The sequence below is a fragment of the Nostoc sp. genome (genome assembly GCF_036917135.1).
Lineage (GTDB): Bacteria > Cyanobacteriota > Cyanobacteriia > Cyanobacteriales > Nostocaceae > Nostoc.
This window is the reverse complement of sequence record NZ_JBALEA010000003.1, coordinates 38,181-54,380: the sequence shown is the minus strand read 5'-3', so window position 1 is coordinate 54,380 and position 16,200 is coordinate 38,181. Positions and strand designations below refer to the sequence as shown.

Sequence of the window (16,200 nt, the reverse complement as noted above, 5' to 3'; positions counted from 1 at the left end):
CACCACCTACCGATTCCCATGCTTTATTATACATCCTGTACTGGATGCTGCCCATAATATGGCAAAGCCTCTGACCAATTAGGACATTTGCCCTCTTGCCAATCGAGATTAGCTAGTTCCAAAATACTTGTCACCGTCGCTGCTAACCCAGATTGCGCTTGAATCAGCTGATAATTAGTGTTCCAATTAGCTAAAGTTTCCTGCCATACTTCTGGTGTCAACACTCTATCTGACAAACACACTTTTAATTTAGAAGCATCTGACTCAAACTGATAAATAGCAGCAAAAATTTGACCTCGTTGTGCTGGCATTTCCACAGCAATAGTTTTTGACTTTTGACTTTTACTTACTTCTGACCAAGCAACCGCAGCCAAAGTTGAAATCGCAAATACAGGAATATCTAACTGTTGCCCTAAAGTGCGAGCAGTGACAACGCCAATGCGAGTTCCCGTAAAGCCACCAGGTCCTTTTGCCACTGCGATCAACGACAAATCTGCCCAAGTTTGCGGTTTGATAAATTCAATTAAATATTGATGTACTAAGCTAGATAAATCACGCCCCAAATTCCAAACTTGAGAGCGAGTTTCACCAGAAAAATCAGTAATTGCCAAACCCAATTCGGGTGTGGTGGTGTGTAGTGCTAAGGCGTATTTATTTATTGCCAGGTCTTCTAGTTCCGTTGTCAAAGTTACTTAAAATATCTATTTTTATAGAGCGCTTCTCGGTTGAGTCCAATACAGACCTAACCCCCAGCCCCTTCCCTACAGGGGAAGGGGAGCAAAATTCAAAGCCTCTCTCCTTTTAGGAGAGAGGAATGGAAGTGAGGTCAAACTGTATTGCTTCCATTCAAGAACCGCTATAGAGTTAACGTGATTTATTCAAGCATATAACATAGCGGTTCTTAATTGAATAGACTACTGATTAAAGATCGCCGTTCTTAATTGTTTGGTGAGAGTTGCATTCGGGACACTTCATCTTTCCATTTTGCAACTTCTACCATTATCTTCCCCCGAACCCTGGATATTAATCCTCTCCTTCAATCTTCTGGGGTATGAAGCCTGGGATGTCAGTAGTGTCAATTGCGAAGACGAAGAACTTGTTTGGGTTGTCGATACCCGACGGATGGAAAGCGTCCGACGTTATGGTACCAACGAAGTCATTATCGTTGGCGAGGAAAAGCGTATGCTTGATCGTGCGGTTGATAACCACATCTGGCCCAAAAGCCAAACCTTCAAGCTTGGCAGGTATGTCCTCTGCTTTGATCCCATTCTGAGTCAGCGTAGCTACTACATCAAGGAACAGGGTTTTGCTAACTTCTTTACCAGCTAGGTTGTTTTCCCCGGTGATATTGCTTACTTCTTGAGCATTGGTCAGATCGATATGGTATATCTTCTTGAAGACAGCCTGAGAGCCATCACCCAACCCCTTGCCATCTCGTTCGTCTACCAGGAATTCGCGATCGTTGATGGATAAAATCTCGCTTACTGTCGGGTATTTAGGTTTAGCTGACGTACCGATATTATCTAGCTTATAGGCATACTCTTTGGTGGTGCCTGTTGCAATGTCGATCTTAACAATTCTGGTGTAAGCGCCATTAGTACCCCCGTCCTGGATCAGTGGACTCTGCATTATGCCGACTAGGGTCTTGCCATTAGGGGTAATTGCGAGACCTTCCATACCCTTGTTTGCAACACGTCCAGATGTGTTACCGCTAATTTCTGTAGCACTAACGGGATTTAGGTTCTTGACTGCGAACTTACTGTCGAGTGTAAAGACCTTGATGCGCTTACCTGTCTCGCGGTCGAATTGGTACACATAAGGGCCGTATTCATCGGAGATAAAGATGGACTCACCATCATTAGATACACGCACGCCCTCAGGATCGAAGCGGGCATCACTGGGATTGGTCGATATCTCGGTGGGGTCGAAATTGTCTGAGCGTCCAGTGAAATAGTAGGTATTCTTGGCATTCAGGGCAGGGGCACCGTTAGGCACTCCCAGTCCTAACCCAGTACCGTAGTCGAGAGGCTTCTTGCTGAATAGCAGGGTTGTGTCAACTAGAGAAGGAGTAAGAGTAAAGGGCAACGCTGAACCAAGCTCGCTGGGTAGGAGTTTCAGCCTGATCGTTTGGAAGCGGTTGATATAGGATGTTGTGTCATCCACGGCGCTATTGTATGCATTGGCATTTGGTCCCCGATCTGGGATAGCGATGAAGGTGTTACGTCCAGCGTAGGCCAGTCCTGACCCAAAACCACCGAGGAGGTTTCCGGCAACACCGCTTTCAAGCGGAGCGGAGGTTTGGCTAGAAAGGTCTCTGATGTTACCACTCAGGCTTCCAATTGCAATCAGCTTAACCTCTGCATTGGCGGCAGGGGCAACAAAAAATGATGCTAACAAGAACAGAATGAGATTTCTCTTGAGCATAGCAGTATTCCTACTAAGTACAATATTTACTTATGGATATTGTATTTTTTTCACTTTTTCATTATCTATGCCTAATGATTAAGCTATTTTTAAGCAAAGATTAAGCCAAAGTTAATCTAGGAATGGCTGATGCCTATCAGTATTTAGGTGGGGCAGAATAAGGCAAACAAGAGTACGAAATGTAGGGGCAATTCATGAATTACCCCTACGGTAAATCAAGGCTTTTACTGCCTTTTTGCATAAGGGACTTCCAAATAAAAAAATACTCAACTACTTATTGTGAGGTGGGCGTCTCGCCCGCCCTTGTATATGGGCGGGCGAGACGCCCACCCCACAAGATTGGGTAATTTATTTCTTGTCAGTCCCTAAGTCAAGGTTCTGTTATTAATGGGCGTTAATTTAACATATTATTGTCTATTTGTCAAGTCGGCACTAATTCACCAGGACGCAATTTTGACCACTTACCCGTTTCTTGCTTAAAGCTCAGGCAACCAACAACATCCCATTCCATTTCAATTACATCATCTTTAGTCCGAATGTTGACATTGATCGAAGGTTCATTCGGATCAAAATCTGGTGTTTCAGTCAAGTGAGGCTGTTGGTGCTGCCCTTCAACGGCATGATAGGTAACACAGCTGTCTACATAGTGGCAGTTCACGCAAATACACATAATAGAACCAACTCCAGGCGCCTTTATTGCTAATCTAACTTAAGCCCAACTGTTATTCATGAGTTGATGGGTTGATTTTTATTACAATGCACGAATCAGTTCCTTCTACCCTAGCTCCTGAAAATTGGCCTTTTAGCTTGGAATTTCTGCCACAACCCGCTTATATGGTAGGTGGTGCTGTCCGAGATGCTATCCTTGGCAGAACGCGCGAATATCTGGATTTAGATTTTGTTATCCCATCTAAGGCGGTAAAGGTAGCGAGAGCGATCGCTCATCATTACAAAGCTGGTTTTGTGTTACTCGATGCCAAACGACAAATTGCCCGTGTGGTTTTTCCCCACGCCACAGCTGACTTTGCCCAACAGGAAGGAAATAGTTTAGAAGTTGATTTGCACAGACGGGATTTTACAGTAAATGCGATCGCCTATAATCCCCATACTCAAGAAATTATCGATCCTCTGCAAGGTTACCTAGACTTACAACAGGGCATTTTGCGAATGGTATCACCCGCCAACCTAGAAGATGATCCTTTGCGGTTAATGCGAGGTTATCGCCAAGCTGCCCAATTAGGTTTTACTATTGAGCCAGCTACCCAAGCCGCAATTCGTTCTTTGGCATCACATATCAGCAAAGTTGCTGCCGAACGAGTTAGGGTAGAAATTGGCTATCTATTAGCAAATTCTCAAGGTACTCCCTGGATAACTAGTGCTTGGGAAGATGGTTTACTTGCCCCTTTCTTCAAAAATGCCACCCGTGAAAGCTTGCTCAAACTAGCAGCAGTTGACAATGCAGCCGCCTTACTCACAGAAAATTGGCCAGAATTAGGGACACAACTGCAAGAATATGTCCGCGATCGCATCAAAACCACTTGGCTAGGTATTGCCAAACTTGCTTGTCTAGTCAACCAAAATCCCGAATTAGCAGAAATAGAGCTACAGGAACTAACTTATAGCCGTGCCGAAATCAGAGGTGTAACCACTGCTCTGAAACTATTACCGCAGTTTCAAGTAGTCGATATGTCTTTGCGAGAACAATACTTTTTATTCCATGACGCAGATATTGCCTTTCCCACTACGGCAGTGCTAGCTGTAGCACTTGATAATTTCCTAGAGGCGATGTCTGGTGACAAGCCACTACATACACCAGTCGTCATAACAGAGGAAACTAAAGAAAGGCGTTTCCCTGTTTGGGCATCTTTGATCAACCGCTACTTGAACCCTGATGATCTGGTCGCTCATCCGACTCCACTAGTGAGCGGGAAGGACTTGATTATAGCATTAGATATTCCAGCTTCACCAATCATCGGCGAACTCTTGAGAGAAATTGGCGTAGCACAAGCTGAGGGGAAAGTTTCAACACCAACAGAGGCGATCGCTCTTGCACGTCAGTTACTTGAGGGTTAGCAGCTTGCTCTCAAGCCTAGTATGTGGTGCCCCATTCAGACAGTAATAAACCACGGTTTATTACTGTCTGAATAATTAGCTATGATTCACATATTGTCTAATTTGTCAATGCATAAATTCTAATTTAGATTTTTTATAAAGATTGCGTGAATTTAAGAGTTATGGTGTTTTGGGTGTACTGCTCTTTGGCGCTTTCGGCGTAACAGAGTTAAAATTAAAGCGATCGCTTTAATTTTAACTCTGTTACTGGGGACTGGGGATTGGCGACTAGTAAGCTGTTCCACATTTAACTTGCATAATTAGAGCGCTCATGTTGCCCACCCCACAAGAGTTATATAAGTTTTAAATATGCAAGTTTGAAACCCGCGTAGGCGGGTTTTACCTCGTGTAGCCGAGACTTCCAGTGCAAGAGTGCAAGATATCAGCTAATGCCTTCATTCCGTAATTAACTCACGATATACTACCAAGGTTTCCTGATGGACGCGAGCAACACTCAGCCGCTCTAGGTTTTTATTTGCCCGTTGTTTCCACTCGTGCAGCATCTCAGTATTACTCAGTAATTCCACTAATACCACAGCTAAAGCATTACTATCTTTTACTGGCACCAAAAGACCTGCTTGCCCATTATCCAAAGCTTCAGGAATCCCATCTACCTGAGTACCGACGATCGCAGTTCCAGCTTCTCTTGCTTCCGAAAGCACCAAAGGGCAAGGATCGCGGTGGGAAGCCAGCACAAATATGTCACAAGATATGAGATAGCGCTGAGGTTCCGGCTGGAAACCTTCAAAATGAATGCGTTCTTTTACAGAAGTTGCTTGTGCTTGTGCCTCAAATAGCTGTTTATCAGGACCATTTCCTACCAAATAAAGATGCGCTTGGGGAAAATCTGAGGAAATTTTTTCAAAGGCAGCGATTAACTCAGTGATTCCCTTACGTTGATACATCCCGGCTACGGTGGCGATCGCTGGACGCTGTAATGGTAAAGGTTGATAATCTTGTATTTGTCGAGTGCGGGGACTGCCCAAAGTTCCATTGCATACTACCCGCAACTTGTTTTCTGGGATACCACGCCTGGCCATAGAATCTCGCACCGCCTTACTGACGGCAATTACCCTGTCAGCTAAACCCATCAGCAGGCTAGCACGTTGAAATTCGTTGTGTACCGTAGAAACTAAAGCATACTTGTGTCCTTTAAAAATACGTGCTAGTATGACTCCCGTCATCATGTGGGCATGAACAATATCCGGCTGAAATTCAGCTGCGATCGCTCGGTAATGCATAGCTGCTTTGATCATACTGATCGGTTTCCGGCTTTGGTCTAGTTGGTAGTGTTTGACACCACAAATATCTAGTAACCTCTCGTATTCACCACCAGCAGAAACAACCGCCACCTCATAACCAGATTTAGCCTGTAGACAAGCTAGATCCACAGCCACATTCACAATCCCGTTACCTATTTCTTGAACGTGGTTTAAAATATGTATGATTCGCATAATTTTTGAGATGTGTATAAAAAATAAAGATAAGTAACTGAGTGTAAATCAACATAATTATTGAAGTCTTTAATGACAACTCAAAAGTAGTCAGTAGTGGGTCAAATTGACCACTTCCTACTGACCAAGAGCGCTTATAACCAATTACTTAGCTTAAAGACTTATTCATTAACAGCTCGATAAATCGGGGTAAAACTCCAAAATTATCAAGACTAAATTTGCTATTAGTCATTAGTCATTAGTACCAATGACCAATGACTAAAGTGGCGGGGCGGCTATCCCTCTCTACCCATGTTCGCGTAGCGTCCCGTAGTCCCGTAGGGAGGGGATGGAGTTTCCCGCCGCTTTCTATAAACCTTTTGATGCCGCTACCGGATCTGTGAATGATCGCCAAAAGTCTTGAAGTGAGCCAAGGCTTATGTAAAACTTGAGATCCTTTGCTTCTGGCCTACTTTTAAGGAATTGATCAATGGCGCGTCTAGCCCTGCTCAGTGTATCTAACAAAACTGGTTTAATTGACCTAGCCCGTAGCTTGGTTGAAGAATTTAACTTTGATTTAATCAGCAGTGGGGGAACAGCCCAAGCAATCAAAGATGCGGGACTCCCAGTTACCAAAGTTGCAGATTATACAGCTTCACCAGAGATTTTAGGTGGTAGAGTTAAAACACTGCATCCCCGGATTCATGGCGGAATTTTGGCACGGCGAGATGTTCCCCAAGACATTACAGATTTAGAAAATAACCAAATTCGCCCGATTGATTTAGTGGTGGTGAATCTATATCCTTTTGAGGAAACTATTGCTAAACCAGGGGTGACATTATCCCAAGCCGTTGAGCAAATTGATATCGGTGGCCCGGCGATGCTACGGGCATCATCGAAAAACTTTGCCCATCTCGCTGTATTATGCGATCCGGCACAGTATGACGAGTATTTGCAAGAATTGCGCCAAAATAACGGCCAAGCATCCTTAGAGTTTCGGCAAAAGGCGGCATTAAAAGGATTTTCGCACACTGCTAGCTACGATCAAGCGATAGCGCAAGCGCTGACTTGTCAGTTCGCATCTGACCTCGCAGACTCACAGCATTACACCCTTAGCGGCACACAATTACAATCTCTGCGTTACGGCGAAAACCCCCATCAACCCGCCACCTGGTATCAAACTGGTACTACCCCAACGGGATGGACAGCCGCCACCAAACTGCAAGGTAAAGAACTTAGTTACAATAACTTAGTTGATTTAGAAGCCGCACGCCAAATTATTGTTGAATTCACAGATACCCCAGCCGCAACGATTATCAAACATACAAATCCCTGTGGTACCGCACTGGGAAGTACTATTTTCCAAGCGTACCAAAAAGCTTTCAACGCTGATTCTATTTCTGCCTTTGGTGGTATTGTCGCACTCAACCGTCCCATTGATGCGGCTACGGCCAGTGAGTTAACCAAAACATTTTTAGAATGTGTGGTTGCACCAAGTTGTGATGCTGAAGCTCAAGAAATCTTAGCCAAAAAATCTAACGTGCGAGTTTTGATTTTACCAGATTTCAGCAGTGGCTCTAAGGAAACAGTGAAGGCGATCGCAGGTGGTTTCCTTGTCCAAGCTAGCGATGACGTGATTGCTGACACTACTAAATGGCAAATAGTCACTGAACGTCAACCTACCGAGGGCGAATTAGCCGAATTGCTATTTGCGTGGAAAGTTTGCAAACACATTAAATCTAATGCCATTGTTGTGACAAGCGATCGCACTACACTAGGAGTAGGTAGTGGTCAAATGAACCGCGTCGGCTCAGTTAAAATTGCCCTAGAACAAGCTGGAGAAAAAGCCAAAGGCGCAATTCTCGCCAGCGATGGATTCTTCCCCTTTGATGATTCAGTCAGAACAGCCGCAGCCGCAGGAATTACAGCCATTGTCCAACCAGGGGGAAGTTTGCACGATAAAGATTCTATCATTGCTGCTAACCAACTGGGTTTAGTGATGGTCTTAACTGGTGTACGTCACTTTTTACACTAAAATATTTAACCGTAAGGTGTGCAGTTTTTAAAGTGTCACTCAATATACTTGCCCTTTGATAGAAGCGGTGATATGGTTTAGTCGTGTGTGAGGAGCAAGTTAAAAATAAAAAGCGCCTGGGGTGGAAACACGGCAACACTCCCAAGCGTTTTTTAATTTGTCAAAAATTAGATTGGTTGTCCAGTTTTAAAAAGTTTCATTCAATATACTTGCCTTTTGATAGAAGCAGTGATATTGTTGAATAGTGTGTGAGGAGCAAGTTAAGAATAAAAAACGCCTGGGGTGGAAACACGGCAACACTCCCAAGCGTTTTTTAATTTGCGTATATAAATTAACGCTTCCAAAAATTTTGGCGATCAACTAATCGATGATTTTGATATTTTTTGACACATACACCATTGGAAACAACGGAATTTATCTAATAGAGTATCTCCCCATTGTTTGGGTATAGAGTCAAGGACTGGACTGATCAAATTATTGGACATCTATACAAAAAAAGCGGCTTTGTTATCTGCGATCGCAAACTTTAGCCGCTTGTTAACCCTCTGGGGATTCCCTATAAAGGGGTGGGGTTTTGATGTATATTATATATATTTGCATAGGCGTAGCCAAACCCAGGTATCGCACGTTTCAATGAAGGATTTTTAATGGAGATTAGCGGACTCGAACCGCTGACATCCTGCTTGCAAAGCAGGCGCTCTACCAACTGAGCTAAACCCCCATAAAATTAAAATAGCAGGTAAATTTACTTGCCATTGCTATTGTAACTTATGGGACTTGCAAGTAATAAAATATCCTAATATTTCTTGTGGGATGGGCGTCTCGCCCGTCCTGTGAACTGGGCGCTCATGTTGCCCACCCCACAAGATTGGATAATTTATTTGTTGGAGTTCCCTATATTGTTCTATTCTCAAAGGGATGAAACCAGAAAATATCCAGGTCATCGCAGCACTGTATAAATTTGTTAAGCTGCCAGATTTTGCCGATAAACAAGAACCTCTGCTGTCTTACTGCCAAGGGCAAGGTGTCAAGGGGACAATTTTGCTAGCACAAGAGGGGATTAACGGTACAATTGCTGGATCGCGTCAGGCTATTGACTCGGTTCTCTGGTTTTTGCGTTCTGACCCCCGTCTAGCAGACCTAGAACACAAAGAGTCCTATACCGAAACCCCGCCCTTTGAGCGGATGAAAGTCCGGTTGAAGCAAGAAATTGTCACTTTAGGGTTGCCGGAAATTGACCCAAGCGAGCGAGTTGGCACTTATGTCAATCCCCAGGAATGGAATGATTTAATTTCTGATCCAGAAGTAACCGTGATTGACACCCGGAATGATTATGAGGTGAATATCGGTACTTTCCACCGTGCAGAAAATCCCCAAACTGAATCATTCCGCGAATTTCCCGATTATGTGCTACACCACCTCGACCCAACTAAACACAAAAAGGTTGCTCTGTTTTGTACAGGCGGCATTCGCTGTGAAAAAGCCTCATCTTTTATGCTTGCTCAAGGCTTTGCAGAAGTTTACCATCTTAAAGGCGGCATTCTCAAGTATTTGGAGGAAGTTCCAGCCCAAGAAAGTTTATGGGAAGGGGAATGTTTTGTCTTTGATGATCGCGTAACTGTCAGTCATCGGTTGGAGGAAGGTAGTTGTGAGCGGTGCTTCTGTTGTGGGCGTCCGATTTCTGAGGAAGATAAGGTATCTGACAAGTATGAGCAAGGTATCTCTTGTCTCTATTGTTTCGATAGCCTCACCGAAGAAAAAAGAGCGCGTCAGCAGCAAAAATGGCGGCACTACCAAACCCAACTTGCTAACAAAAATCAGGATGTGAGTTGAAGAATAATTCATAATTCTGAATCTTCAGTCAAGGATAATTCCGAATTTAAGGGCAAAGTTACTGTAAATGTAGTACCGACTCCAACTTGACTTGTGACAGTGATTTGACCTCTGTGAGCATCAACGCACCTTTTAACAATTACTAACCCCAATCCAGTACCCTTAATTGATTGGACATTTGAGGCTCGGTAGAATGATTCAAAAAGTTTATCTTGGTCTGATTCGGGAATGCCCATACCTTGATCTTGAATATAAAAAATTGCTACTTTCTCAATCGGGTCGCAGATTAAATCAAACTGAATTTTGCCACCTCTTGGAGAATATTTAACCGCGTTTGAGACGAGATTTTCAAATAGGTAATGTAATAGTCCTTCGTCCATGACAGCATTAGTGTTATCACTATGACAGGTAAAAACAATTTCACACGCGCTACTTTTAACAATAGAAAAGTCTTCGATTAACTCTCGACAGAATTGCTCTAAGTGAAGGCTAACAGGGTTGTATCTGAGTTTTTCTGCCTCCGCTCGACCCATAAACAGCACCTCTTCCATGAGTTTTTCCAGAGATCGCACAGCACCTTGAATTCGCTTTAAATAGATGCCTCTTTTTGCATCTGTCAAATTTGCTCCTTGCATTTCTATGAGTTCTACTGATGTTTGAATAACAGTCAGAGGATTACGGAACTCATGAGATACAGTAGAGATAAATAAGGATTTGAGACGGTTAAGTTCTTGCTCTTTCTCCAATGCTTGTTCTAGCAGCTTTGTTTGCCGTCGTTCGCTAAGATCCCAGAAAACAACTACTACACCATTTATCTGGTCAGGCCGTTGCTTTATTGGTGAAGCACTATCACCAATTGGAACTCTTTTGCCGTTTTTTGTAATTAAAGATGTGAATTCCCCTAAATAAACAACCTGTTGCTCTCGCAACACTTTTGTCACCGGGTTTTCTAATGTAGTCTCTGTAACTTCATCGACAAGGTGAAAAATCTTTGTTGCTTCATTTCCTAAAGCATCTTTTTGCTGCCAGCCAGTCAGCGCCTCAGCTGCGGGATTCATAAATGTTACTGTTCCCTGCTCATTAGTAGCGATTACAGCATCACTTATTGAGTTTAAAAGGGTTGCTAACTGATCTCGATTTTCCCGCAGTTCACGTTCTAACTGGTGTTTTAACAGACCAATCTCGATCGCTATTCTTAAATCTTTTGTAGTAAATGGTTTAACGATGTATCCGAAAGGTTGGGTAATTTTGGCTCTTTCTAAAGTATGATCGTCACCATAAGCGGTTAAATAAATTACAGGTACATCTAACTGCTCACGAATCTTACTGGCGGTAGCAATACCGTCCATCTCACCTTTAAGAATAATATCCATTAATACTAGTTCTGGTTGAGTTTCCGATGCCTTGGCAATGGCAACTTTTCCAGATGAAGCTGTACCCGTAACAATATATCCTAGTTGACTCAGTTGGCTAGCAATAGTTCTAGCCACAATCACTTCATCTTCAACGACTAAAATCTTAGCTTGACCCATTTGATATTTACTGATGCAAAGTTAACTGCGTGAATTGGATTTTGAATACTGTTCCATGATTGCGTTCTAGAGTTATGTCACCTTCCAGTTGTTCTGTAACCAAATCATGTACTAACGACAGACCCAAAGAATCAGTATTTCTCCAATCTAAATTATCTGGTAAACCAATGCCATTGTCTCCGATAGTCATCTCGATACTATTGTCCAGATTACGTAGAGTAATACTAATAGTACCTAGTTGTTGATTGAGAAAGGCGTGTTTGAGGGCATTAGAGATTAATTCATTAATAACCAATCCACAGGCCATAGCTTGGTCAATATTCAAACTCAATGGTTCTATATCAGTTTTGAGAGCGATTTTACCAGGCCATATTTGATAGGAAATTAGCAAGCTTGCTGCTAAATTATGGATATAGTCACCAACATCAATTTGTCCAATATTAGCGGAGGTATACAAATTTTTATGAATGAGAGATATTGACTCAATTCGGTTTTGACTTTCTCGAAGAACTTTGATGACTTCTGGATCTTTGAGTGTTTGAGACTGAAGTTGTAATAAACTGGAGACAATTTGCAAATTATTTTTAACTCGATGATGAACTTCCTTTAAGAGAACTTCTTTTTCAGCTAAGGCATTTTTTAATTTCACTTGAGCTTTTTGTCTTTGAACAAGTTCAGTTTGAGCTTGCTCAAGGATACTGGATTGTTGAATTGCGATCGCTAATTGGACTGTCAGTTGATCGAGCAAATCTAATTGATTTTCTTCCCACTGGCGGAAACCAGAGCATTGGTGAGCAATCAGTAAACCCCAAAGGTGAGAGCCAGGGTTTTGAGAGCTGACTTCTAGTAAAATTGGTACAACTAAATTTGCTTTCACCTCAAACCGTTCTAACAGGCGAATATGGCAATCAGTTAGTCCAGCTTCATAAATATTAGCGATCGCACGTTTGCGTCCCTGATAATACTCCACTCCTGTGCCTGTTTGAAAACAAGTATCATGAATCTCTACACCCAAAGAAACCGTCCATCCAGGTTCCACCGATTCCGCCATAATTGTGCCGATCATCGCTAAGTCAAACTGATAAACTACGACTCGATCAACTCCAAGTAAATATCGCACTTCTTCAACTGTTGCATTCAGAATATCGTGGAGATTCAAAGATTGACGAATCCGTTGAGCAACAGTTCGCATCAATTGCTCCCGCTCGGCTTGGGCTTTTAGAGCTAATTCAGTTCGCTTCCGTTCTGTAATATCTTGCCCAATACCGATAATTTGACCATTGGAAAGGTAAACATTAGTCCAAGATGTATTTAGTAAACGACCATCGCGCATCTGAGTTTTAAAATCGCCCCAAACGCGTTGTGCAGACTGCATAAAATTAATTACATACTGTCGATATTCAGCATTAGGGTATAACAGTTCCAAGACATCACGAGTTTGGAAATCTTGAAATTTCCAACCGAGAACATTTTCCCATTCTGGGTTCACCCACTGGAGTTTGCCATTGGCATCAATCAGGGCAATCATCAACGGTATACTCTCAAAAATTATCCGCAAAAACTCATTTTGCCCTTGAAGTTTTGTCTCAGCATTTTTGCGGTCATTAATATCATTAAATACTGTCAATATTGCTGATTCGTTGTTATAATGTAAATATTGAAGGGAAGCGATCGCCCAAAAAAAAGTTCCATCGGCTCTTTTTAATTGAAGTTCATAATTATGAATAAAGCCATCTTGATTAAGAGCTTTTAACAGGGCTTCTAAATCTGTGAAATAATGATATAAATCTAATATATTTTTGCGATTAACTAAATACTCTGGAGAAAACTGAAATGTTTGAAGTGACTCGGGATTAGCGTATAAAATCAACCCATCAGAGACACGCGAAATAATGAACGGAACAGGGATAGCTTCAGAAATAACTCGAAATCTGGCTTCACTTTCCTGAAGAGTTTTTTCTATTTGTTTGTGTTCTGTGATATCTCGTATATTAACCAAACGAGCATTATAACTGCTATAATCTATTGGATGCGTGAAAATTTCAACATCAATAATCTGTCCATCTTTTCGCTGATGTTGCCATTGTCCAGCAAAGTGTAAGTTAGGGTAATTTTGTCTTAAATATTCCCGTAATATAGGCACATCTTTTAGAGGGCGAATGTCAGTTATTCGCATTTTTAAGAACTCTTCTCGTGAGTAGCCGTAATGGATAACAGCAGCTTCATTTACATCTAAAAATTGCAGATTATTCTGGTTATATACCCACATTGGGTTAGGATTTTTAGAGAAAAAGAGATTAAAAGTTCTTTGGCTATCATCAATAAGTTTTTGCCGATATGACTCTAAATGTCTGATTACTTGTCGAGACAATTGTTGCAAAGCTACTTGTTCTTTAACATTCAAGTTTCGGGGTGCAAAATCAATTACACAAAGACTACCTAATGCAATGCCGCTTGAGGTAATTAGAGGAACACCCGCATAGAAGCGGAAATAATTATTTGATGTGACAAAGGGATTTTTCGCAAACCGTTCATCTTGCAAAGTGTCGGGGATAATTAATATTTGACTTTGCAAGATAGTATAACTACCAAAGGAAATGCTTCGAGAAACTTCCGATATACTTACTCCGATTTTTGACTTGAACCATTCTCGTTCTGCATCAACTAGGCTAATGAGAGCGATTGGTGTTTCACAAAAGTTAGCAGCTAGTTGAGCTAGTTCATCAAAAACTTCTTCTGGTGGTGTATCTAAAATTTGATATTGATTAAGTACTTCTAGACGTTGGCTTTCATTTTCAGGAAATAGCATTAGTGGTTGGGTGAAAAAAGTTTTGTTAAATGCGAGATTTAATTTGCTGAAATCTGAAAAAATAATTAAATATCTATAATTCGACTTTCGAGGATAATTTCATTGTCAGAGCTATGGGATTTTTCAGCTTCTTTTTTTAAGTCTTCATATAAGTAAGTCGGCACAATAAAACCAACCTGTGTAAAGAAAAGTAAATAAGGCTCAAACTCTCTTTCCCCCTGCCTTATCCCAACGATAATTATTTACGCCGACCTACTTGTCTTCCTATAGAGGTATATGTCGGTTCAATCTTCATGGGAATCTTGCAGTGTAAAGTATGTCTGATAGTTTACACTAAGCAAAGATCACTTGTACAGAGACGTAAAGGACACAGAAATAAACTCTCTGCATTCTCCGCGCCTCTGGGATTATTTTCATCTTGGTCGTCCCAATGTAGTGATATATAAAACAGCTTCATCAGCAGGAATGCCTAAAACTTCATTTACTTGATCATCAAAGAATCCACCGATACCGCTAACGCCTACATTTAGATGCATTGCGGCTAGATTCAAGCGCTGTCCCAAATGACCGGCATCCAGATGTAAGTAACGGTAAACGCGATCGCCATATTGGGCGATCGCAGCTTTCAGATCGGCTGTATGAAATAACACCGCAGCCGCATCCCGCCCTAATTCTTGTCCCAAACAGAGAAAATGTAACTCTCGGCGAAAGTTTTTAAACCGAATTTGGCGTAATTCTTGGGCTTTAGGTGCGTAATAGTAACAACCCGCCTCTAATCCTTGGACTCCGCAAACAGCAATGAATGTTTCGATTAAATTCAGATCAAAGTAATCTGGAGAAATATCTAAACTTTGGTCGATGTAATTTCGCGGTTGGTAAGTAAAATCGAGTAAACTTTTCAATTCATCGAAAGTTAATTCATCACCATTGTAAGCGCGGGTAGAGCGTCGCTTGTACATAGTGATTTCTAGTTCTGACAGCTTTTTTCCCCAGTCTATAGGTGCAGTGTTGGTGGGAATTTTTAAACAGAAAGGAAAATTGTATTTATCCTCCAAAGATTTTTCTTGTTTAATAGTTGGTAAATTGAGATTGCCAGTTATACCTGGTTGGATTTGGGTGTGTTGATGGAAATATGTCAGTAGTTCGCCATCAGGGATTTGAGGATAACTAGTTTCGGTAGCGGAAGGTAAAGCAGTACATCCCAATGGCAAATTTTGATTAACATCTAACAAGTCTGCCAGAGGTAAGACAGCGATCGCACCTTCTTGTGTAGGATCGACATAAAGCAGATCGTTAACCGATTCATCCACAAAGCCGCCAATTAAGTGAGGGCGATAGTCAGTAATCGCACCAGCCAATTCGATATTGCCCAACAGGTGTCCCGTATCCAGAAAAATTCGACGGTAAGCCCGATCTTCATAGCGCCACGCAGAACGATAGAATACCGCAGTCACAATAATTGCCAATTGGGTATTCTCTAAAGAAGGATGCCAGAAACAAGCTGCTTGCAGAGTTTGCCAAACATCACTTTCCCAATAATGGATGAGAGAATGAGTCCGACACTGGTAGTTATACAGTCCGGGCGGCAATAACGACGTGCCACGGGAAACCACATACACCTCAGCCGGGTATAATCCGCCAGCACTGGGAGCAGCGCGTAAATACACCGCACTACCCATAGAAGGCATTTTTGCCGTCAATCCATAGCTGCGAAACAACAGCCGCGAGAGTCTTTGCCACCATTGAGCATCTGGGTTATTAGCATAAGCCTCTGGTTTTTCTTGGATATAGGGTTTGAGATCAAAACTAGAGCCAATTTTGTACTCTTTAAAAGGCACTGGCTGTTTAGTCCAATCTAACCGTTGACTTTTGGAGGCGAGAGTCTCAGGATTGTATTTAGTCCGTTCGTGATAATGCTGGGCAATTGATTGGTGTAATTCTGGCATAGTACTTTCAATATCCTTGGGGCATCTTTTTTTGATCTTGGCATTCATTAGCCTCATTATTTCGTGTCAATTGGTA

11 protein-coding genes and 1 tRNA gene are annotated in these 16,200 nt (G+C 42.1%); 3 read left to right on the top strand and 9 right to left on the bottom strand.

Annotation, left to right across the window (positions count from 1 at the left end):
* Window positions 1-26 precede the first annotated feature (26 nt).
* The 3 genes from tsaB to V7K50_RS00880 all read right to left on the bottom strand — a co-directional run bounded on the left by tsaB (window position 27) and on the right by V7K50_RS00880 (window position 3,094).
* Window positions 27-686: a tRNA (adenosine(37)-N6)-threonylcarbamoyltransferase complex dimerization subunit type 1 TsaB gene (gene tsaB / locus V7K50_RS00890; RefSeq protein ID WP_334956358.1), complete on the bottom strand. Its 660-nt coding sequence runs from the start codon at window positions 684-686 to the stop codon at window positions 27-29.
* A 337-nt stretch (window positions 687-1,023) separates the two neighbouring features.
* Window positions 1,024-2,424: an esterase-like activity of phytase family protein gene (locus V7K50_RS00885; RefSeq protein ID WP_334956356.1), complete on the bottom strand. Its 1,401-nt coding sequence runs from the start codon at window positions 2,422-2,424 to the stop codon at window positions 1,024-1,026.
* A 421-nt stretch (window positions 2,425-2,845) separates the two neighbouring features.
* Complete coding sequence (locus V7K50_RS00880) at window positions 2,846-3,094, bottom strand: Ycf34 family protein (protein WP_334956354.1); 249 nt, start codon at window positions 3,092-3,094, stop codon at window positions 2,846-2,848.
* Window positions 3,095-3,180: 86 nt separating this feature from the next.
* Between V7K50_RS00880 and V7K50_RS00875 the strand changes: the two genes are divergently transcribed.
* Window positions 3,181-4,497 carry a CCA tRNA nucleotidyltransferase gene (locus tag V7K50_RS00875; RefSeq protein WP_334956352.1) on the top strand — a complete coding sequence of 439 codons (1,317 nt, stop codon included), beginning with the start codon at window positions 3,181-3,183 and terminating at the stop codon, window positions 4,495-4,497.
* 152 nt (window positions 4,498-4,649) lie between these two features.
* Here the strand turns inward: V7K50_RS00875 and V7K50_RS00870 are convergent, their stop codons facing one another.
* Together V7K50_RS00870 and V7K50_RS00865 are read right to left on the bottom strand one after the other, a co-directional pair.
* Window positions 4,650-4,781: a hypothetical protein gene (locus tag V7K50_RS00870; protein ID WP_334956350.1), complete on the bottom strand. Its 132-nt coding sequence runs from the start codon at window positions 4,779-4,781 to the stop codon at window positions 4,650-4,652.
* 150 nt (window positions 4,782-4,931) lie between these two features.
* On the bottom strand, window positions 4,932-5,990 hold the full coding sequence (locus V7K50_RS00865; protein ID WP_334956348.1) for a glycosyltransferase family 4 protein: 1,059 nt from the start codon (window positions 5,988-5,990) through the stop codon (window positions 4,932-4,934).
* A gap of 469 nt (window positions 5,991-6,459) precedes the next feature.
* Between V7K50_RS00865 and purH the strand changes: the two genes are divergently transcribed.
* Window positions 6,460-8,004, top strand: a complete 1,545-nt coding sequence (gene purH, locus V7K50_RS00860; protein WP_334956345.1) for a bifunctional phosphoribosylaminoimidazolecarboxamide formyltransferase/IMP cyclohydrolase — start codon at window positions 6,460-6,462, stop codon at window positions 8,002-8,004.
* 648 nt (window positions 8,005-8,652) lie between these two features.
* On the opposite strand, the gene V7K50_RS00855 is transcribed toward purH, so the two are convergent.
* A tRNA-Ala gene (locus V7K50_RS00855) sits at window positions 8,653-8,725 on the bottom strand.
* 197 nt (window positions 8,726-8,922) lie between these two features.
* Here V7K50_RS00855 and trhO point away from each other — a divergent pair.
* Window positions 8,923-9,837: an oxygen-dependent tRNA uridine(34) hydroxylase TrhO gene (gene trhO, locus V7K50_RS00850; protein ID WP_334956343.1), complete on the top strand. Its 915-nt coding sequence runs from the start codon at window positions 8,923-8,925 to the stop codon at window positions 9,835-9,837.
* 8 nt (window positions 9,838-9,845) lie between these two features.
* On the opposite strand, the gene V7K50_RS00845 is transcribed toward trhO, so the two are convergent.
* The 3 genes from V7K50_RS00845 to V7K50_RS00835 form a co-directional block, all read right to left on the bottom strand.
* Window positions 9,846-11,369 (bottom strand): hybrid sensor histidine kinase/response regulator, encoded by a 1,524-nt coding sequence (locus V7K50_RS00845; protein WP_334956341.1) that lies wholly within the window; start codon window positions 11,367-11,369, stop codon window positions 9,846-9,848.
* 7 nt (window positions 11,370-11,376) lie between these two features.
* Window positions 11,377-14,178: a PAS domain S-box protein gene (locus V7K50_RS00840; RefSeq protein ID WP_334956339.1), complete on the bottom strand. Its 2,802-nt coding sequence runs from the start codon at window positions 14,176-14,178 to the stop codon at window positions 11,377-11,379.
* A gap of 413 nt (window positions 14,179-14,591) precedes the next feature.
* Window positions 14,592-16,124, bottom strand: a complete 1,533-nt coding sequence (locus V7K50_RS00835; RefSeq protein WP_334956337.1) for a SagB/ThcOx family dehydrogenase — start codon at window positions 16,122-16,124, stop codon at window positions 14,592-14,594.
* Window positions 16,125-16,200: the final 76 nt, after the last annotated feature.